This window comes from Streptomyces sp. NPDC020917 (assembly GCF_044333795.1).
Lineage (GTDB): Bacteria > Actinomycetota > Actinomycetes > Streptomycetales > Streptomycetaceae > Actinacidiphila.
On sequence record NZ_JBIRRR010000005.1, the window covers coordinates 406,111 to 425,430 of the forward strand.

The window sequence follows — 19,320 nt, forward strand, 5'->3', positions numbered from 1 at the left end:
TTCGGCGGGAAGGTCAGAGGGAGTACCGGGTCTCGGCCAGCCGGTACAGGCGGCGCCACAGCAGGCGGTTGAGCGCGACGACGTAGAGGCTCATCACCGCGACCCCGGCGAGCAGGTGCGGGTAGTCGCCGTGCTCGGTGGCCCTGGCGATGTACGCGCCCAGGCCGGCGGCGGTGAGCGTGGTGCCGCCGAAGGTGACGACCTCGGAGACGATCGAGGCGTTCCAGGCGCCGCCGGAGGCGGTGATCCCGCCGGTGACGTACGCGGGGAAGATGCCCGGGATGATCAGCCGGCGCCACCGCTGCAGGCCGCGCACCCCCAGGTCGTCCATGGCCTCGCGCAGGTCGGTCGGGATGGCCATGGCGCCGGCGATGGTGTTGAACAGGATGTACCACTGGGCGCCCAGGGCCATCAGCAGCGTGCCGCCGACGTCGATGGACACGCCGCTCCTGAGGAAGAACCAGACGGCCAGGGGGAACAGGAAGTTGGCGGGGAACGACGCCAGCACCTGGACGACCGGCTGGGCGATGCGGGTCAGCCGCGGCGAGAAGCCGATCCTGACGCCGATCGGCACCCACACCACGGTGGCCAGCGCCACCATCACCACGACCCGGGCGAGGGTGGCGAGCCCCAGGAGCAGGGGCTCGCCGAAGACGCCGAGGCCGGTGCGGTCGTCGAGGTAGTGGCCGAGGTCGGCCAGTCCCCACAGGATCAGCCCGCCCGCGACGACGGCGAAGACCACGTCTCCGGTGCGCTGCCGGGTCCGGTCCACCACCAGGGCCCGGTCGTCCCGGCCGAGGACCCGGCCGGCCGTGCCCATCGCCCGGCCCACCGGGCGCAGTGCCCGGCCCAGCAGTTGCGGCCAGTGGGAGCGGCGCAGGAAGTCCAGCACGAGGGACCGCTGGACCTCGCTCGCCTCGGACTGCTCATTCTTGAACTTCTCCGCCCACGCGGTCAGCGGCCGCCAGAACAGGAAGTTCACGCCCATCACCATGACCGCCATGGTCAGGATCGCCCAGCCGACCCGGCCGAGGTCGCCGTCGGCGATGGCGGCGCCGGCGTAGGACCCCACGCCGGGCAGCGCGAAGCGCTGGTCGTCGACGGTGATCGCCTCCGAGGCCACCAGGAAGAACCAGCCGCCGCCGAAGCTCATCATGCCGTTCCAGACCAGGCTGATCATCCCGGCCGGCACCTCCACCTTCCAGAACCGCATCCAGCGGGTGAACCCGAACGACCTGGACAGCTCGTCGAGTTCACGCGGGAGGGAGGTCAGGGAGCAGTAGAAGCCGAACGTCATGTTCCAGGCCTGCGAAGTGAAGATCGCGAAGATCGCCGCGCATTCCAGGCCCAGCATCGAGCCGGGGAACAGGGCGATGAACCCGCTCACCGCCACGGTCAGGAAGCCCAGCACCGGCACCGACTGCAGGATGTCGAGGGCGGGGATGAGGATCCGCTCCAGCCGCCTGCTCCTGGCCGCCGCGTAGCCGTAGCCGAAGGTGAACGCGACCGACAGGGCGAGCGCGGTGAACATCCGCAGCAGCGAGCGTGCCGCGTCGTACGGCAGCCGTGCCGGATCGGTGTCGACACGCACGCTCTGGTGGGTGGTGAAGGCGACCGTGGTGCCGTGCCCCACCCTCAGCACCGCGTACACGAGCACCAGTACGGCGGCGGCCACCGCGGCGTCCACCCACGAGAGACGGGACAGGCCCCTCGGCGGCCTCGCCGCCACGGGGGTGCGCACCGCCGTCTCGGCGGGCCGGTCGTCCATCCGGATCGGCATCACGGAACTCCTCCGCCGCCCTGGACACGACGGGACGCCGCACGCGGTCGACACGACGGCGGCAGGCCGGAGCCCGTCCGGGCAGCACGGAAAAACGGGTGGGCGGGAAGAAGGGCCCGGGCGGGTGGCGGTCGCGGGGGCGCCGCGACCGGGCGTCACCCGCCGCGGGTGGCAGGGGCGAGACGGCCCCGGCGGGAAGCGTCAGCGAATGCCCGGGAGGCAGCGCGGACTGGGAGGGTCTGCACCCATGGCCGCCTCCGTTCCGTGATGTGGCTGCGCCCCACGCGCCGCTCGGCATGCGCGCAGGGCCCGACACCAAGAGTGTGCCCCTTGTTGCATTTACACGCAAATAAGCAGGTGGGAGGCCGGAACGGGCCGTTGTCCCGCAGCTGTCAGGGTCGGCGAGCGATCCCGTGGGCTTCCTGCCGCGGGATCCCCGGGGCCGACTGCGGCGGGCGGGTCCGGCGCGTCACGCGGAACGGGGCGACGACCTCGCGCACGTAGCCGACGGCGTCCCAGTCGTCGTCGCCGTGGGCGATGGTGCTGAGGACCTCGCGCAGGTGCAGCACGCGCATCCGCTCCTGCCAGCCGTCGGCGAGCGTTCCGGCCTCGGCGTACGCGGCGAAGAAGCGGTCGGAGCGCGGCGGCCGGGGGGAGCACCACATCATGCTCAGGTCGACCTCCGCCCAGGTGTAGGAGACGGCGGGGTCCACGACCGCGACGCCGCCCTCGGGGGTGCCGAGGATGTTGCCCGGCCACAGGTCGCCGTGGGTGAGGCAGGCGGGCAGGTCCGGGACCAGGTCGGGCAACCGGGCGCAGAGCCGTTCGACGGCCCGGCGGTCGCCGGCGTCCAGCTTCCCGTCGATCGCCGGCAGCCAGCGCAGGATGCGGTGCGCGGCGAAGAACGCGTGGCCGTCGGAGGTCCAGGTGTTCACCTGCCGCATCCGGCCCAGCCATCCGTCGCGATGCCAGCCGAACCGGTCCTGCACGGTCGAGCCGTGCAGCGCGGCGACCGCCCGGCCCAGCGACTCCCATGCCTGGTCGGTGTCGGGGAAGGCCGGGAAGGCGGCGAGGACCAGCAGGCCGGACGAGGCCGACAGCACGTCGGGGGTGTTCAGGCCGGCGCCGCGGAGGGCGGCGAGTCCCGACGCCTCGACGGCGAACAGGTCCTGGACGTCGCCCGGAAGGGTCTTCGCGAAGACCCTTCCACCGTCGCGCAGGGTCGCGATCCCGGCCTGGGCGACCACTCCCCCGCCGGCCGGGCGCACGCTGTCGGCGTCGAATCCGGCGTCCCTCAACCGCCGTAGCAGCAGGGGCGGTTCAGGATGATCCGTCATGCGGGCCAGGATAGGCGGCGGCCGGACGGCCGGCGCCGGCCCGCGGGACGCGGCGTCCGCTGCCGCCGGGCCCGCCACCTGGGCGGCGGGCCACCGCGTGTGCTCTGTTAGGGCGAGTGGTGGGCCGCGTCCCCTGCCGGTGGCGGACGGCCGGGGTTTCCTGGGGGGACGGCGGAGCAGGCCCTGCCGCCGGGCGGACCAGGAAGGGTGGCACCCGGGTGAGTGAGCCAGGACATGGCGGAATCGACTATGCCGCGCTGTTCGCCGCCATGCCGATCGCCGTCGTGGTGCTGGACCGCCGGCTGCGCATCGTCGCCGCGAACGACGCCTATCTCGCGGTCACCGAGCGCCGGTCCGACCAGCTCCTCGGCCGCAGCTTCTTCGAGGCCTACCCGCCCGATCCCGAGGACCCCACCTCGCACGGCGCCGAGATGCAGCGGCGCTCGCTGGAGGCGGTGCTGCGCACCGGCGAGCCCAGCCTTCTGCTGCTGCACCGCTTCGCCATCCCGCGTCCGAACGCGTCCGGCTCGTACGAGCCCCGCTGGTGGAACGTGGTGAACCAGCCCGTGTGCGGCGCCGACGGGCAGGTCGAGCTGATCATCCACCGGATCGAGGACGTGACCGCGTTCGTGAAATCCCCCCGCTCCGACACCGGCGAGCCGCCGGCGGTCACCGCGCCCCGTGCCGAACTGTTCAACCAGGCACAGGAGTTGCAGCTGGCCAACGCGAGGCTGCTGGCATCCACGGCGGAGGTCCGCGACACCGCGCTGCTGCTGCAGCAGGCCATGCTCGCGACGCCCGACCTGGCCGGCCATCCGGAGATCGCGGTGCGCTACCGGCCCGCCGTGGAGGGCATGAACGCCTGCGGCGACTGGTACGACGTGGTGGACCTGCCCGAGGGCCGGCTGGTCCTGACGGTAGGCGACGTGGTGGGGCACGGCGTCGCGGCGGCCAGCATCATGGGCATGCTGCGCAGCGCGCTGAGCGCGGCCGTGCGGGTCGCCGACGGGCCCAGCGGCGCCCTGGAGACGCTCGGGCTGTACGCGCGGGCCCACGAGGGCGCGCTGGCGACCACCACCTTCGCCTGCCAGGTGTTCCCGGCCAGCCGCCTGCTGACCTACAGCAACGCCGGCCACCCGCCGCCCGTCCTGGTGCACCGCGACGGCACCCACGAGTTCCTCGACGGGGCCACCGACCCGCCGCTGGGCGTGCGGTCGGAGCACGTGCCGCGCCCGCAGGCCACCGTCGAGTACGCGCCGGGCGACACCCTGGTGCTGTACACCGACGGGCTCGTCGAGCGGCGCGGCGAGGACATCGACGCCGGGCTGGCCCGGCTGACCCGCGCGCTGGACGAGTTGCACCAGGAGCCGGTGCAGGACCTCGCCGACGTGCTGCTCGCACGGCTGGCCGACCCGGCCGGCCAGCGCGACGACGTCTCCCTGCTGGTGGCCCGGTTGTAGCCGGCCCCCTTCGGCGGCCGGCGGCGCGGGGCCGGTGGGACGCAGGCGACCCGGTGCCGGGTGTCCACCGTTCGATGGACAGCACAGGGGCCGGTCGGGCGATGTCCCCCGGGCCCGCGCCGCGGGACGCTGGCGGCATGACGGAGTACGCGGTGAGGGTACGGGGGCTTCGCAAGCGGTACGGCGAGGTCACCGCGGTGGACGGGGTGGACCTGGACATCCGCAGGGGCGAGGTGTTCGGGCTGCTGGGGCCCAACGGGGCGGGCAAGAGCACGACGGTGGAGATCCTGCGCGGCCATCGGGCCCGGGACGGCGGCGAGGTGAGCGTGCTCGGCGCGGACCCGGCGCGCGCCGGGCGGGCCTGGCAGGCCAGGATCGGCATCGTCTGGCAGGACGAGTCGGCGGCGGAGGAGTCGACGGTCGCCGAGACCGTACGGCACTTCGCGCGCTACTACCCGCGGCCGCGCGACCCCGAGGAGGTCATCGCGCTGGTCGGCCTGGAGGCCAAGGCCCGCTCCCGGACGAAGACCCTGTCCGGTGGGCAGCGCAGGCGGCTCGACGTGGCGCTCGGAGTCATCGGGCGGCCCGAGTTGCTGCTGCTCGACGAGCCGACCACCGGGTTCGACCCGGTGGCACGCCGCCGGTTCTGGAGCCTGATCCGGGCGCTGGCCGAGGAGGGCACGACGATCGTGCTCACCACGCACTACCTGGAGGAGGCCGAGGCGCTCGCGGACCGGCTCGCGGTCATCGCCGCAGGGCGGCTGCTGGCGACCGGCGAGCCGGCCACGCTCGGCGGGCGCGGGGAGGCCGAGGCGCTCGTGCGCTGGACCGGCCCGGACGGCACGGAACGCGAGTCGGCGACCGCGCACCCGACCGCGCTGATCGGCGAGTTGGCCGCGACGTTCGACGGCGAGATCCCGGGCCTGCAGGTCACCAGGCCCACCCTGGAGGACGTCTACCTCGGCCTCATCGGCCACGACCGCGACGGGAGCACCCGATGACGACCACTGCCGTTAGCACCGCGCGTGCCGCCACGGGAGCCGAACCGCTGCCGAGCGCCTGGCGGTTGGGCCTGCTGCGCGGCGCGATGGAGATCCGCCTGTTCTTCCGCCAGCGCGAGCAGGTGGTCTTCACCTTCGCGTTCCCGATCGTCTTCCTCTTCCTGTTCGCGTCGATCTTCCGGGACGACATGGCGCACACCGGCGCCACCGCCTCGCAGTACTACGTGGCGTCGATGACGGCCGCCGGCATCATGTCGACGAGCTTCCAGTCGCTGGGCGTGTCCATCGCGATCGAACGCGAGCAGCACGCGCTGCGCCGGCTGCGCAGCACCCCGATGCCGCCGGCCGCGTACTTCCTCGGCAAGATCTGGCTGGTGCTGGTCACCGGGGCGCTGGAGACCGCGCTGCTGCTGGCGTTCGGCGCGACCGTCTACGACGTCAGCCTGCCCACGGACGTGACGGGCTGGCTGACCTTCGGCTGGATCTTCGTGCTGGGCATCACCGGCTGCGCGCTGCTGGGCATCGCGATCAGCAGCGTGCCGAAATCCGCGGCCAGCGCCTCGTCGGTGGTCGTCCTGCCGTTCCTGGTCCTGGAGTTCATCTCCGGGGTGTACATCCTGGTAGACACGCTGCCGAACTGGATGCTGACCGTCGGCTCGTTCTTCCCGCTGAAGTGGCTGTGCCAGGGGCTGCGCGGGGTGTTCCTGCCGTCGGCCGCCGCCGCCCTGGAACCGGCGGGCAGTTGGGAGTACGGCAAGGTCGCCCTGGTGCTCGGGGCCTGGTGCGTCGGAGGATTGCTGCTGTGCCTGCTCACGTTCCGGTGGAAGCCACGCAGCGAGAAGTGACGGCGGCGGCCGTCCCCGCCGAGGGCGAAGTGCACGCCTGGGAGCGCACGTTCGCGCCCTGGGACGGGTACTTCGCCCTCGCCTGGATCGCGACCGTGCTGTTCGCCCTGGCCGCGGAGAAGCCGGGCTGGCCGGTCCGCCTGGTCGCCGCGGCGCTGTTCGTGGTGCTCGTGCCCTGGTACGTGGTGGCCGGCCGCCCGGCGATCCTGGAGGAGAACAGCGACTCCCCGCAGGCGCTGCGCTTCCCGGAGGGCGGCGACAGCCCGGCGGCGCTGCGCTACCTGGGCGTGCTGATCACGGTGTTCACGGCCGCCGCCACGCTCGTCGGCGAGCTGCGCCTGGGGACCTTTGCCCTGGTCCCGCAGTGCTTCATGCTGCTGCGGGTGCGCAGCGCGCTGGTCGCGGTCGCGGTGATCAACGTCGTGCCGGTGGCGGGCTGGGCGGTGCTGTGGCGGCCGAGCGAGCACGACCTCTACTACAACTCGGTGTTCGCGGTCGTCACGCTCGGCTTCTCCATGGTGGTGGGCAGCTGGATCATGCGGGTCATCGAGCAGAGCGCCGAACGCGCCGACACCCTGGCGGAGTTGCAGGCCAGCCGGGAGGAGGTGGCGCGGCTGTCGGCCGAACGCGGCGCGCTCGCCGAGCGCGAGCGGATGTCCCGGGAGATCCACGACACCCTCGCGCAGGGCTTCACCAGCCTGCTGATGCTGGTGCAGGCCGTGGAGTCGGAGGTCGAGCGGGATCCGGCGGCGGCCCGCCGCCATCTGGCGCTGATGGCCACCACCGCGCGGGAGAACCTGGCCGAGGCCCGCGCGCTGGTCGCCGGCGGCACGCCGGCCGACCTGGCCGACGGCGCCTCGCTGCCCGACGCGGTGCGCCGGCTGGCCGCCCGGCACCACGACCAGGCGGGCGGGCCGGCCGGCGCGGGCGCGCCCGGCGGTTCCACCGTCGCGGTGGAGGTGACCGGCGCGGTGCGCGGGCTTCCGGCGGCGGTGGAGGTGGTGGCACTGCGTGCCTGCCAGGAGGCGCTGGCCAACGTCCGCCGGCACGCCGGGCCGGGCGTGCCGGCGCGGGTGCGGCTGGCCTACGGGGAACGGGAGTTGACGGTGACGGTGCGCGACGAGGGGTGCGGGTGGACCCCGGAGGCCGCCGGGGAGGCGGCCGGCGAGCCGGGGGCGCGGCAGGGCGGCGGTTTCGGCCTGCGCGGTCTGCGGGCGCGCGCCGCGGAGCTGGGCGGCGCCGCGCATGTCGCCGCGGCGCCGGGGAAGGGCACCACGGTGACCGTCGTGCTGCCGCTCGGGGACGCCCGGTGATCCGGGTCCTGCTCGCCGACGACCATCCCGTCGTCCGGCAGGGCCTCGCGGCGATGCTCGGCGCCGAGGAGGGCCTGGCCGTGGTCGGCGAGGCGTCGAGCGGGCCGGAGGCCGAGGCGCGGGCGGCGGCGCTGCGGCCGGACATCGTGCTGATGGACCTGCGCATGCCGGGCGGCGACGGCGTGGAGTCCATCGAGCGCATGACGTCGGCCGGCCTGCCGTGCCGGATCATCGTGCTGACCACCTACGAGACCGACACCGACATCCTGCGGGCCGTCGAGGCCGGCGCCGCCGGCTACCTGCTCAAGGACGTCACGCCCGGCGAGCTGGCCGGCGCGATCAGGGCTGCGGCCCGCGGCGAGACGGTGCTGGCGCCGTCGGTGGCGGCCCGGCTGGTCGACCGGCTGCGGTCCCGTCCCGACGCGCCCCGGCTGTCCGAGCGGGAGACGGCGGTGCTGCGCCTGGTCGCCCAGGGCTGCACCAACGCCGAGATCGGCCGCCGGCTGTTCATCGGCGAGTCCACCGTCAAGACCCATCTGCTGCGCGCCTTCGGCAAGTTGGACGTCACCGACCGGACGGCCGCGGTCACCAGTGCCATGCGGCACGGGCTGCTGTGACCGCGGCCGGCCGGCGGACTGCGCCGGGCGGCCCGGGCCGCGGCACGGCTCAGGCGCCCCTGGGGAAGGCGTACGGCAGGCAGCGCCGCGTGCCGGGGCTGCGCCGGGAGGAGCTGGCCCGTCCCCGCGGCGTACTGCACCCGTCTCGAGCCACGGCAGCATGCGGCCGGCGCATCCGCTGGTCGGCGAACTGACGCTGCGCTAGGAGACGTTCACGCTGCCCGGCGATCCGGAGCAGTCGCTCACCACCCACCACGCCGAGCCGGGCTCGGCCGCGCAGGAGGCGCTGCGCCTGCTGGCGAGTGGGGCGAGGACGCCGCGCGGGACTGGCCGGACGCCGCGCCGGAGTGAGCCCCCGTGGCCCTCGCGGCCCGGAGCCGGGCGGGACTTCGACGGCGGTCGTACGATGGGCGGACCGCACCGCAGCACCCCAGGGAGTTCACCGTGACCCGCCCCCGTACCGCCGCTCGCACCGTGGAGCACCCCGACCTGTCGGAGGTCTCGCTGCAGCAGGTCATGGAGGCGCTGGTCGATCCGGTCCGCCGGACGCTGGTGTCCCAGCTGGCGCGGGCGGGCGAGGACCTCACCTGCGGCACCTTCGAGGCACCGGTGGCGGCGTCGACGCTGACCCACCACTTCAACGTGCTGCGCGAGGCGGGCGTGATCCGGCAGTACTACCGCGGCACGGCGAAGCTGAACGCGCTGCGCGCGGACGAGCTGGAGGAGCGCTTCCCCGGTCTGCTGTCCGCGGTGGTGGGCGCGTCCGTGGCGGAGGGCGCGGAGGTCGCTTAGTTTGATGCGCATCAAAATTTGACGCCCATCGAACTTTGGGTCAGGGTGGAGGCCGCACCGGCTGCCGGTGCGCTTCGGTGTCCCTTCTCCAGGACGGATCCACCATGGCAAGGATCGTGCAGTTCGACCGGACCGGCGGCCCCGAGGTCCTGACCCTCCGCGACGTGGAGGTGGGCGCGCCCGGGGCCGGAGAGGTGCGGATCCGGGTCGAGGCCATCGGCCTCAACCGGGCGGAGATCATGTTCCGCGAGGGCGCGTACTTCGACCGCCCCAGCTTCCCCTCGTCGCTCGGCTACGAGGCCGCCGGCACGGTCGAGGCGCTCGGGCAGGGCGTGACCGGCTTCGCCCCGGGCGACCCGGTGGCCGTCGTCCCCGGATTCGCGCAGAGCCGCTACGGCACCTACGGCGACCTCGTCCTCGTCCCGGCGACCGCGGTCGTCCCGCGCCCGGCGGACGTCGACCCGGTGCAGGCCGCGGCCGTGTGGATGGCCTACCTGACCGCGTACGGGCCGCTCGTCGAGTCCGGCCAGGTCCGCCCCGGCGACCACGTGCTGATCACCGCCGCCTCCAGCAGCGTCGGCACGGCCGCGATCCAGATGGCGCGCCACATCGGCGCGGTCCCGATCGCCACCACGCGCGGCGCGGCGAAGAGGCAGCGCCTGCTGGACGCCGGGGCCGCGCACGTCGTCGTCACCGACGAGGAGGACCTCGTCGCCCGCGTCAAGGAGATCACCGGCGGGGAGGGCGTGCGCCTGGCCTTCGACCCGGTCGCCGGCCCCGGCGTCGAGACCGTGGCGCTGGCCGTCGCGCCCGGCGGCACCCTCGTGGTTTACGGCGCTCTCGACAAGCGGCCGACCCCGCTGCCCAACGCGCAGTCCTATCCGGCTCTGAGCACCAGGACCTACACGCTGTTCGAGATCACCATGGATCCCGAACGGCTGCGCCGCGCCGTCGCGTTCGTCAACGCCGGGCTGGCCGGCGGCTCCTTCACCCCGGTCGTCGACCGCACCTTCGACCTCGCCGACATCACCGGGGCCCACCGCTACATGGCGGCCAACGGCCACGTCGGCAAGATCGTCGTGACCGTGGGCCGCGAGGACGCGGATTCCTGAACCGTCCGCGGCGGTGAGCGGCCGACCGCGGCGGGTGAGGCCGGTGGCCGTCCGGAAGGGGCCGCCCGGCGCGACCGGGACGGCCTTGCGTACGCCGGCGGCCAGCCCGGCACGGCCTGCCCCGCGCACGACCTGCGTGGCGCGGTTCGCCCGGCCGGGTGATCCTGGATCCACGGAGTTGCACGGGGACGCGCGGGCCGGAGCCCGCGGCCGCACGGTGCCGTGCCGGCCCGCGGACGGCCCCGCGGCGGCGTTCCGCGGCCGGGCGGGGCCCCGAGGGGGACGCCCGGGAAGGAGGCACGGTGTCGCTGTGGCGCCTGCGGGAATTCCATGACGACGACCTCGACCAGGCCATCCGCCTGTGGGACCACGGGCGGGCGGCCGACCCGTCCACCGAGGTGTTCCCGGTGTCCGAGGTCGTCTCCGCCGCGCGCAGCGGCGAACCGACGATCGTGGCCGTGGTCGGCGAGGAGCTCGTCGGCATGGTCGTCGCCCGGCTCGAGGGCGAGCGGGCGTGGATCCTGCTGCTCGCGCTGTCCGGCGGCTGGCGCAACCGGGGCCTCGGCAGCGCCCTGATCACCGAGCTCGAACGGCGGCTGCGCGCCGCGGGGGTGCGCCGCTTCGGCGCGCTGCTCGCCCCCGGCGCGACCGGGACGACCGCGCTGGAGCACTGCGACTACCGCCAGGTGAGCGGGCTGGTGTACTTCGAGAAGCTGGAGCACCTGGACGCGACCGACGCCGGCCTGCTGACGGAGCTGGGCGGCCGGGTCCTCCCGCACGGGCTGTGGGAGCGGCTCGCCGGGATGCACGAGGCGAAGGGCACCATCGAGCGGCGCATCGTGCTGCCGCTGGTCGAGCCCGAGGTCGCCGACCGGTACGGGGTCTCCCCGCCCAAGGCGGTCATCCTGTTCGGGCCGCCGGGCACCGGGAAGACGAGCTTCGCCAAGGCCGTCGCGTCCCGGCTGGGCTGGCCGTTCGTCGAGCTGTTCCCGTCGCGGATGGCGGCCGGCGGCGACGGCCTGGCCGCGTCCCTGCGCGAAGTGTTCGCGGACCTGGCCGAGCTGGAGAGCGTGGTGCTGTTCATCGACGAGGTGGAGGAGATCGCCGCCGCGCGGTCGGGCGCCGCCGTCGACCCAGGCCACGGCGTCACCAACGAACTGCTCAAGCTCATCCCCGCGTTCCGCGAGTACGACAACCGGCTGATGATCTGCGCCACGAACTCGCTGCGCACCCTGGACGCCGCCTTCCTGCGCCCGGGCAGGTTCGACTACATCCTGCCGGTGGGCCCGCCTGACGAGGCGGCCCGCGAGGCGATCTGGCGCCGCTACCTGGACTCCGCGGTCCGGACCGTCGATCTGGGCCGGCTCGTCGACGCCAGCGCGATGTTCACCCCCGCGGACATCGAGTTCGCCGCCCGCAAGGGCGCCCAGCGGGCCTTCGAGCGCGAGGTCTCCGCCCGCACCGGTACGCCGGCCGGCACGGACGACTACCTCACCGCGATCGCCGACACCCGGCCCACCCTCACCGAGGCGGCGCTGACCGCCTTCCACGAGGACATCGAGCGCCATCTGCGTACCTGACCCTCACCCGGGAGGACGGGACTCGCCCTCCCCCGCCGGGCGTTGCAGGGCCTTCAGCGCGTCCCTGAGACGGGTGAGCCGCGCGATCTCGTCGTCGAGCGCGGCGATGCGCCGGTCGACGACGCACCTGCCGGCGGTGGACCCGGCGGGCGCGGGCGCGGCGGCGGACAGCGTGGCGGACGCTCCCGCGGGGGTCGCAACCGCACCGGAGCGCGCGGGCCGAGCGCTCGCCGGCGAGGTGCAGTCCGGGGCCGGTTCGGCGGCGAGCATCGGCAGGCTGTCGGCGATGCCGTGCAGGTCCTCCACGGTGAGCCCGAGGCCCAGCAGCCGCCGGATGACGCGCAGCAGAGCGAGTTCGTCCGGCGAGTAGTCCCGCTGGCCCGCGCCGGTGCGCCGCGGCGGCGGCAGCAGGCCGCGCTGCTCGTAGAAGCGCAGTGCCCTGGGTGTCGTCCCCACCGCTGCCGCCGCGTCGGCGATCCGCATGCCGTCTCCCTCCCCGTCCCGCCCGGTCGCGATGCCGCCCCCGGCGCCGGCTCCGTGGCGTACCGGCGGTCAGCCGCGCCCGTCCTGCTCGACCACGACCGTGCCGAAGTACGCGCCCTCCATCAACTGCTCGAACGCCCGCGGAGCCTGTTCGATGCCCGCGATCCGGGTGACGGGCAAGCGGATCCCGCCGGAGCGCAGCCAACCGGCCAACCTCGTCCGCCACTCGGCCTCCACGTCGGGGTGGTCGCTGCCGAGGTAGCCCCTGACCGACGCGCCCAGCAGGACGAGCCGGTAGGCGTCGATCTCCGCCGGGGCCCTCCCGCCGCCGCCCTCCGCGACCAGCTGCCCGGAGAGCGCGCCGACCAGGGCGATGCGGGCGCCGGGCCGGGCCGCGTCCACGGCCGCGCCGAGCTGCGGGCCCGCGACGAGGTCGAGCACCACGTCGACGCCGTCCGGCGCCGCCTCGGCGAGTCGGCCCGCGAACTCCCGGTACGCCGCCGCCCGTTCGTCCGGGCTCCCGCCCTTGCGCAACGACTCCGCGGTCACCACCGCGTCGTAGCCCGCCTCCGACCTCAGGCGCGCGGCCTTCGCCGGCGTTCCCGTCGTTCCGATCACCCGGGAGGCGCCCAGCAGCCGCGTGATCTGTCCGGCCAGGGTGCCGACCCCGCCGGCGGCCCCGGTGACGAGGACGACGTCACCCTCCCGGACGGGCGCCACCCGGGTCAGTGCCCCGTAGGCGGCGGATCCGGCGGAGAGCAGGGCCACCGGATCGGGGAACGCCGGGTCGACCACGGCGCATTCGGCCACGGGCACCAGGGCGTACTCCCGCCAGCCGAGCATGTGGACCACCAGGTCGCCGGGGCGCGCCGGGCTGCCGGGCGGCGCGGTGACCACCTCGCCGAGCGCGGGCCCGAACAGGCTGGCGCCCGGGCGCAGTGCGGGCAGCGGCGTGCCCTGGACCGCCCCGCCGATCAGCGTGCGCAGGGCGGCGAAGACCAGGAACTGCCGGTTGCGCACCAGGAGATGGTGGGCGTCCGCCTCGGGCAGCGGAACCTCGGCGACGGCCAGGTCCGAGGCGGCCGGCAGCCCCTCGGGGGTGACGGTGAGCCGCACCTCGCGGCTGGTTCGGGGCAGGGGGGACGCCATGGTGGGCCTCCTCGGGAAGGGAGCGGGCGCGGCGGCGGTCCCCGCGGCACGGCCGCCGGGCGCCTCCGCCCGCCGCGCTCGGACGTGTCGGGCGCCCGGACGCTAACCCCTGACCCGCGCGTCAAGGGCAACCCCGACCGGTCCGTGGCGAGGGGAAGGCGGCCCGGGCCGGAACGGGCTCGGTCCGTGGCGAGGGGAAGGCGGCACGCGAAGGTGGCTCCGCGCGTGTCCCTGGGGGCGTGCGGTGCCGCCGGGCACTTCAATGGCCGCAGCGCCGTCAGCGGGACGGCGGCGGGGCCACGGGCGGGAGTTCCTTGGAGTCGACGCGATGAGCGGTGCAGCGGGGCCCGCGGTGAACGGCGGCGGCGCGTCGTGGTGGCGGCGGTTGCGCCGCCAGCTGTGGCAGCCGCCGCGGCCGCACGGCGAGCAGCCGCGCGAGCGGGTGGTCGGGCCGCTGGAGCTCTTCTACGACCTGGTGACCGTCGTGCTCGTCGCCCAGGCCGCACACCACCTGTCGGCGCGGCTCGACTGGCGCGGCGTCGGGCAGTACGCCGCGGTCTTCGGGCTGGTGTGGCTCGCCTGGGTCAGCGGGAGCCTCCACCACGAGCTGCACGGCCGGGAGGACGCCCGCGGCCGCACCGCGTTCCTGGCGCAGATCCTGGTGCTGGTCCCGCTGGGGGCCTTCATCCCGGAGGCGGGCGGGGAACGCGGTGCCGCGTTCGCCGTGACGGCGGGGATCCTGTTCGCCGTGCTGGCGCTGCTGTGGCTGCTGGCCTCGCGTGGCGACCAGCCCGAATTCCGGCGCCTGAGCGAGGAGTTCGTCGCGGGGACCGCGGTCTGCGCGGTCGCCCTGGGGCTCAGCGCCCTGCTGCCGGCCGGCGCCCGCGTGTGGACCTGGGGGCTGGTGGACCTCGCCTACCTGGGCGGCTTCGCGGTCACCATCCGGCAGGTCATGGGGAGGTCGCCGGCCGCCTTCACCGTCACCGACGCGGTCGTGGAGCGCTTCGGGCTGCTGATCATCATCGTGCTCGGCGAGACCGTGACCGGGGTCGTCACCGGGCTCGAGGCGCAGCCGGTCGGCGCGCTCGTGCTGGCCGTCGCCCTGGTCTGCGTCGTGGTCGGCTTCGGCGCGTGGTGGACGTACTTCGACTTCTCCGGCGGGCGCGAGCCCCGGCGGACACCCGCGGCGTCCCTGCAGTGGATGCTCGGCCATGTCCCGCTGACGGCGGCGGTGGCCGCGATGGGTGCGGCGATGGTGGACCTCGTGGAGCAGGCGCACCACGCACGCACCTCGGCCGCCACCGCCTGGGTGCTGTGCGGCGGCGCCGCGCTGGTGCTCGCCGGCACCCTCGTGGTGGCCGGCAGCCTCAAGGACTGGCGCGCCAAGTGGGCGCTGTACCGGCGCCTTTCCTGGACGTGCGCGGCGACCGCGGCGGCGTGCCTGGTGCTGGCCGCGCTCCGCCCCGAGCCGCTGGTGCTCGGCATCCTCCTGGTGGTGCTGTTCAGCATCCCGTGGAGCGTGGCGGTGGCCTACCGGGTGCGCCGGGCCTGAGCATGCGGGCCGGTTTCGGTCCCGCGCGGCGCCGGACCGGGCCGGTGCCGCGCGGGACCGCGCCGTGCGGGGCGAATGCCGCCGTGCGGGTTCAGACGGTGGCGGTCGCGGGGTCGCTGGTGCCGGCCGCGCCGGTCTCCACGTGACCGGCGAACCGCCGGACGAACGCGCTGTCGGTGTCGGAGGTGACGGTGACGTCGTACCAGTGGTGGCCGGCGGCCACGCCCCAGGCGGCGACGGTGCGGGAGGCTCCCGGCTGCACCGTGTACGAGTAGTGGTCATCCGGCGCGTACGCGTCGGTCGCGGTGAAGGTGACGGCGGCGCTGCCGGCGTTGGTGAACGTCAGCGTGACCTGTCCGGCGGTGTTGTCGTGGCGGGCGGTGACCTCGGGGCCCACGGCGGTGTTGGTGCCCGCCTGGCGGCGCAGGAAGCCGTTGGGGCCGTGGACGGAGAAGTCGTAGCGGGTTCCGGGCAGCGCCCAGCTGTCGGTCAGGCTCTTGCCGCCCTCAACGGTGTAGGGCCAGGGGCCGTCGCTGCGGGTCGCGGAGGTGACGTGGAAGGCGGCCCCCGCGGCGCCGAGGCTGGCGAAGGTGAACTGCATGCGGCCGCCGACCGCCTTGGTGTCCACGGCGAGGTCGTAGGGCAGCGGCCGGGCGTTGCGCAGGCCGCTCTCCTGCTTGGGCAGCGTGCCGGTGGCCGGTGGCGCCGGCACGTAGTCACCGGGGTTCCCGTGGTCCGGCGGCGCGTAGCCGGTGGTGTCGGGCAGGCCGGGGGCGCCGGCGTCGCTGCGGGAGAAGTCGAACGCCGACGTCAGGTCGCCGCAGACGGCGCGGCGCCAGGCGGAGACGTTGGGGTTGTGCACGCCGAACCGCTTCTCGATGAACTGCACGATGGACGTGTGGTCGAAGGTCTGCGAGCAGACCCAACCGCCGGTGCTCCAGGGGGAGATGACCAGCATCGGCACCCGCGGCCCGAGCCCGTAGGGCCCGGCGGCGTACCCCGACGATCCGCCGAACAGGTCCTGCGTGACGTCGGCGGTGGACAGGCCGCGGGCCGCGGAGGCGGGCGGGAACGGCGGGATCACGTGGTCGAAGAAGCCGTCGTTCTCGTCGTAGGTCAGCAGCAGGACAGTGCGGCTCCACACGTCCGGGTTGGAGGTGAGCGCGTCCAGGACCTGCGAGACGTACCAGGCGCCGTAGTTGGCGGGCCAGTTGGGGTGCTCGCAGAACGCCTCGGGGGCGGCGATCCAGGAGACCTGCGGCAGGGTGCCGGCGGCCACGTCGGCCCGCAGCCGGTCGAAGTAGCCGTCGCCGCCGGCCGCGTGGGTCCCGGTGCGGGCGCGGTCGTAGAGCGGGTCGCCGGTCTGGGCGTTGCGGTACTGGTCGAAGTACAGCAGCGAGTTGTCGCCGTAGTTGCCGATGAACGCGTCGCTGGTCCAGCCCCAGCCGCCCGCGGAGTTCAGCCCCGTCCCGATGTCCTGGTAGACCTTCCAGCTGACGCCGGCCTGCTGGAGGATCTCGGGGAACGTCGTCCAGGAGTAGCCGGCCTCCTCGTTGCCGAGCACCGGCCCGCCGCCCTTGCCGTCGTTCCCCGAGTAACCGGTGTACATGTAGTAGCGGTTGGGGTCGGTGGAGCTCAGCATCGAGCAGTGGTAGGCGTCGCACACCGTGAACGCGTCGGCGAGGGCGTAGTGGTACGGGATGTCCTGGCGGGTCAGATAGGCCATCGTGGTCGTGGACTTGGCCGGGATCCAGCGGTCGTACGCGCCGCCGTTCCACGCCGCGTGCGTGCCCGACCAGCTGTGGTCGAGGTCCTGGATGAACTGCAGGCCGAGGTCGTCGGCGTCCGGGCGGAACGGCAGGGTCTCGTGCCCCGAGGTGGCGGCCTGGTGGAAGGCGGTTCGGCCGGAGGGCAGCACGAGCGGGCGCGGGTCGCCGAAACCCCGCACCCCGCGCAGCGTCCCGAAGTAGTGGTCGAAGGAGCGGTTCTCCTGCATCAGGACGACGACGTGCTGGACGTCGGCGAGCGTGCCGCTCCCGGCGGCGGGCCGGATCGACGCGGCGCGCGCGATCCCGGCGGACAGGCTGGTGGCCGCGGCTGTGCCCGCGGCGAGTTGCAGAAACCTACGGCGGCTGACGTCGGTCACAAACTCTCCTGGAGGTCCGGTGGGGGGCTCAGACTCAAGGGCGGCGCACATCCGGGTGCGTGAGTGAGCAACGCGTCACGGTCCGCACACGTGACGCGGACATGATGTGGACCGCGGTGATGTGCTGTCAATGACGCCTTCGGCGGGCGTACCGTCCGCCCGAGCGCCCTCACGCGCGGCGCGTCATGCGCGAAGGTGCGTGAACCGCGGTCGCCCCGCGCATGTCCGCTCGGCGGAGGCCGGGCAGGCCGGGGCCGTACGGTGGAGGTATGGAGGGCAACGGTCTGGCGGACCTGGACGCGCGCATCGCCGGGTGCCGGGCCTGCCCGCGGCTCGTCGCCTGGCGCGAGGAGGTCGCCCGCACCAAGCGCGCCGCCTTCGCCGACCAGACGTACTGGGGGCGGCCGGTCCCCGGCTTCGGTCCCGCCGACGCCTCGCTGCTCGTCGTCGGCCTCGCGCCCGCCGCCCACGGGGGCAACAGGACCGGCCGGATGTTCACCGGCGACCGGTCGGGCGACGTGCTCTACCGTGCGCTGCACGACGTGGGGCTGGCCTCCGCGGGCACGGCGGTGAGCAGGGACGACGGGCTGGAGCTGTACGGGGTCAGGATCACCTCGCCGGTGCACTGCGCGCCGCCCGCCAACAAGCCGACGCCGGCCGAGCGGGACACCTGCCGGCCGTGGCTCGTCGAGGAGCTGGAGCTGCTGCGCCCGACGCTGCGGACCGTGGTGGTCCTGGGCGCCTTCGGATGGCAGGCGGCTCTGCCCGCGTTCGCGGCGGCGGGCTGGCAGGTGCCGCGGCCCAGGCCCGTCTTCGCCCACGGCGCCCGCGTGTCACTCCCCCGCGACGGGGCGCGGGACGTGCCGGGCGCCGCCGGCGCCCTCGAACTGTTCGGCTGCTTCCACGTCAGCCAGCGCAACACGTTCACCGGGCTGCTCACCCCCGAGATGCTGCGGGACGTGCTCAGGGCCGCAGCGTCGGCCGCCGGTCTGCCCACACGCGGGTAGGCCCCTGGCTGCCTCCGCCCCTGAGAACGCCCCGCCCAGGCGGGGCTTTATTGCGTTGCCGCCGCTGCCCGCGACCGATAGCGTCGCCGCGCCGTCCGCAGCGGGCGGCCGTCGAGGAGGAGGTGTGCAGCAGATGCGCAGGAGCCGTCGGCACCAGAACCCGGGTACCGCCCTTCACCTTTTCCCCTTCTCGATGGAGTCACCTTGTCGATCCGCATCACCGCACTGACCGACGCCGACACCGGGACCGTCACCGGCACGGACGGCGGCGCCGGACCCACCAGCAGGCGGCTGGCCTGGCTGGCGTCCCGGGACGCCGGCATCCCCGTGGGCTCCGCGTTCCTGCGCCTGCAAGCCTCGCCCGGCCGCGACCACGTGGCCGAGCTGGAACTGGCCGTCCATCCGGCCGAGCGGCGCGCCGCGACCGGCACCCGGCTGCTGGACGCGGCCGTGGCCGCCGCCCGCGCCGACGGCCGGCGCTGCGTCACGGCCCAGGCCGAGGCCGGCTCGGCCGGCGACGGCTTCCTCGCCGCGCGGGGCTTCCGCCCGGTGCTCACCCTGCTCTACACCCGGCTGCCGCTGGCCGGGGCGGACGTCCCCGCCCTGCGCGGCACCGTGGAGCGGCCGCATCCCGGCTACCGGCTGGAGTCCTGGGACGGCACCGTCCCCGACGACCTCGCGGACACCTTCGCCGCGTCCCGCCGGGCCATGGACGACATGCCGATGGACGACTGCGACTACGGCACGGTGGTCTGGGACGTGGACCGGGTCCGCGCGGCGGCCCTGGCCGTCGAGCGGCGCGGCGAGCATCTGCACACCGTCGCGGCCGTCGCCGAGGCCGACGGGACGATCGCCGGGTTCACCGAACTCGTCGTCCCGGCCGACGGCACGGGCGACGCCCAGCACTACGGCACGGGCGTGCTGCCGGAGCACCGCGGGCGCGGCCTGGCCCGCTGGATGAAGGCCGCCGCGATCCTGCAGGCCCGCGAGCGCCACCCGCGGCTCGACGGCCTGCTCACCGACACCGCGTCGAGCAACCCGCCGATGCGGGCTGTCAACGACGCGCTCGGCTACCTGCCGACGCACACCTCGTTGATGTACCAGCTCGACGTGTAGCGACCGCCGGGCCCGGGGAGCGCGGCGGAG

16 protein-coding genes are annotated in these 19,320 nt (G+C 74.6%); 11 read left to right on the top strand and 5 right to left on the bottom strand.

All coding sequences use genetic code 11. The features are described from left to right. Positions 1-13: 13 nt before the first annotated feature. Both ACH4TG_RS14110 and ACH4TG_RS14115 read right to left on the bottom strand, forming a co-directional pair. The gene (locus tag ACH4TG_RS14110) at positions 14-1,768 is read right to left on the bottom strand and encodes an ABC transporter permease (protein ID WP_398242617.1); all 1,755 of its coding nucleotides are present in this window, start codon (positions 1,766-1,768) and stop codon (positions 14-16) included. A gap of 404 nt (positions 1,769-2,172) precedes the next feature. Then, a complete protein-coding gene (locus ACH4TG_RS14115) occupies positions 2,173-3,117 on the bottom strand; it encodes a fructosamine kinase family protein (protein WP_398242482.1) in 945 nt (314 codons plus the stop codon). Positions 3,118-3,335: 218 nt separating this feature from the next. On the opposite strand from ACH4TG_RS14115, the gene ACH4TG_RS14120 reads away from it, so the two are divergent. The 8 genes from ACH4TG_RS14120 to ACH4TG_RS14155 all read left to right on the top strand — a co-directional run bounded on the left by ACH4TG_RS14120 (position 3,336) and on the right by ACH4TG_RS14155 (position 11,837). Then, complete coding sequence (locus ACH4TG_RS14120) at positions 3,336-4,577, top strand: PP2C family protein-serine/threonine phosphatase (RefSeq protein ID WP_398242483.1); 1,242 nt, start codon at positions 3,336-3,338, stop codon at positions 4,575-4,577. Positions 4,578-4,714: 137 nt separating this feature from the next. Further along, the gene (locus ACH4TG_RS14125; protein ID WP_398242484.1) at positions 4,715-5,578 is read left to right on the top strand and encodes an ABC transporter ATP-binding protein; all 864 of its coding nucleotides are present in this window, start codon (positions 4,715-4,717) and stop codon (positions 5,576-5,578) included. Continuing rightward, positions 5,575-6,423 (top strand): ABC transporter permease, encoded by an 849-nt coding sequence (locus ACH4TG_RS14130; RefSeq protein WP_398242485.1) that lies wholly within the window; start codon positions 5,575-5,577, stop codon positions 6,421-6,423. Before ACH4TG_RS14125 ends, ACH4TG_RS14130 begins: the two co-directional genes overlap by 4 nt. Then, complete coding sequence (locus ACH4TG_RS14135) at positions 6,381-7,736, top strand: sensor histidine kinase (protein ID WP_398242486.1); 1,356 nt, start codon at positions 6,381-6,383, stop codon at positions 7,734-7,736. The genes ACH4TG_RS14130 and ACH4TG_RS14135 overlap by 43 nt, the downstream gene beginning before the upstream one ends. Further along, positions 7,733-8,353 (top strand): response regulator, encoded by a 621-nt coding sequence (locus ACH4TG_RS14140; protein ID WP_398242487.1) that lies wholly within the window; start codon positions 7,733-7,735, stop codon positions 8,351-8,353. The genes ACH4TG_RS14135 and ACH4TG_RS14140 overlap by 4 nt, the downstream gene beginning before the upstream one ends. Before the next feature lie 444 nt (positions 8,354-8,797). Further along, positions 8,798-9,145: an ArsR/SmtB family transcription factor gene (locus tag ACH4TG_RS14145; protein ID WP_398242488.1), complete on the top strand. Its 348-nt coding sequence runs from the start codon at positions 8,798-8,800 to the stop codon at positions 9,143-9,145. A 104-nt stretch (positions 9,146-9,249) separates the two neighbouring features. Beyond that, entirely contained in the window at positions 9,250-10,257 is a 1,008-nt protein-coding gene (locus tag ACH4TG_RS14150; RefSeq protein ID WP_398242489.1) for a zinc-dependent alcohol dehydrogenase family protein, read from the top strand. 302 nt (positions 10,258-10,559) lie between these two features. Continuing rightward, entirely contained in the window at positions 10,560-11,837 is a 1,278-nt protein-coding gene (locus ACH4TG_RS14155) for an ATP-binding protein (RefSeq protein WP_398242490.1), read from the top strand. A 3-nt stretch (positions 11,838-11,840) separates the two neighbouring features. Here the strand turns inward: ACH4TG_RS14155 and ACH4TG_RS14160 are convergent, their stop codons facing one another. Continuing rightward, positions 11,841-12,320: a MerR family transcriptional regulator gene (locus ACH4TG_RS14160; RefSeq protein WP_398242491.1), complete on the bottom strand. Its 480-nt coding sequence runs from the start codon at positions 12,318-12,320 to the stop codon at positions 11,841-11,843. A gap of 69 nt (positions 12,321-12,389) precedes the next feature. Continuing rightward, positions 12,390-13,469 carry an MDR family NADP-dependent oxidoreductase gene (locus ACH4TG_RS14165; protein ID WP_398242492.1) on the bottom strand — a complete coding sequence of 360 codons (1,080 nt, stop codon included), beginning with the start codon at positions 13,467-13,469 and terminating at the stop codon, positions 12,390-12,392. Positions 13,470-13,797: 328 nt separating this feature from the next. Here ACH4TG_RS14165 and ACH4TG_RS14170 point away from each other — a divergent pair, with 328 nt between their 5' ends. Continuing rightward, positions 13,798-15,021, top strand: a complete 1,224-nt coding sequence (locus tag ACH4TG_RS14170; RefSeq protein WP_398242493.1) for a low temperature requirement protein A — start codon at positions 13,798-13,800, stop codon at positions 15,019-15,021. 91 nt (positions 15,022-15,112) lie between these two features. Here ACH4TG_RS14170 and ACH4TG_RS14175 read toward each other — a convergent pair whose 3' ends face one another. Next, positions 15,113-17,167, bottom strand: a complete 2,055-nt coding sequence (locus ACH4TG_RS14175; RefSeq protein ID WP_398242494.1) for a phosphocholine-specific phospholipase C — start codon at positions 17,165-17,167, stop codon at positions 15,113-15,115. A 269-nt stretch (positions 17,168-17,436) separates the two neighbouring features. On the opposite strand from ACH4TG_RS14175, the gene ACH4TG_RS14180 reads away from it, so the two are divergent. Then, positions 17,437-18,174, top strand: coding sequence for a uracil-DNA glycosylase (locus tag ACH4TG_RS14180; RefSeq protein WP_398242495.1), 738 nt, complete (start codon positions 17,437-17,439; stop codon positions 18,172-18,174). A gap of 204 nt (positions 18,175-18,378) precedes the next feature. Next, the gene (locus ACH4TG_RS14185; protein WP_398242496.1) at positions 18,379-19,290 is read left to right on the top strand and encodes a GNAT family N-acetyltransferase; all 912 of its coding nucleotides are present in this window, start codon (positions 18,379-18,381) and stop codon (positions 19,288-19,290) included. Positions 19,291-19,320 lie beyond the last annotated feature (30 nt).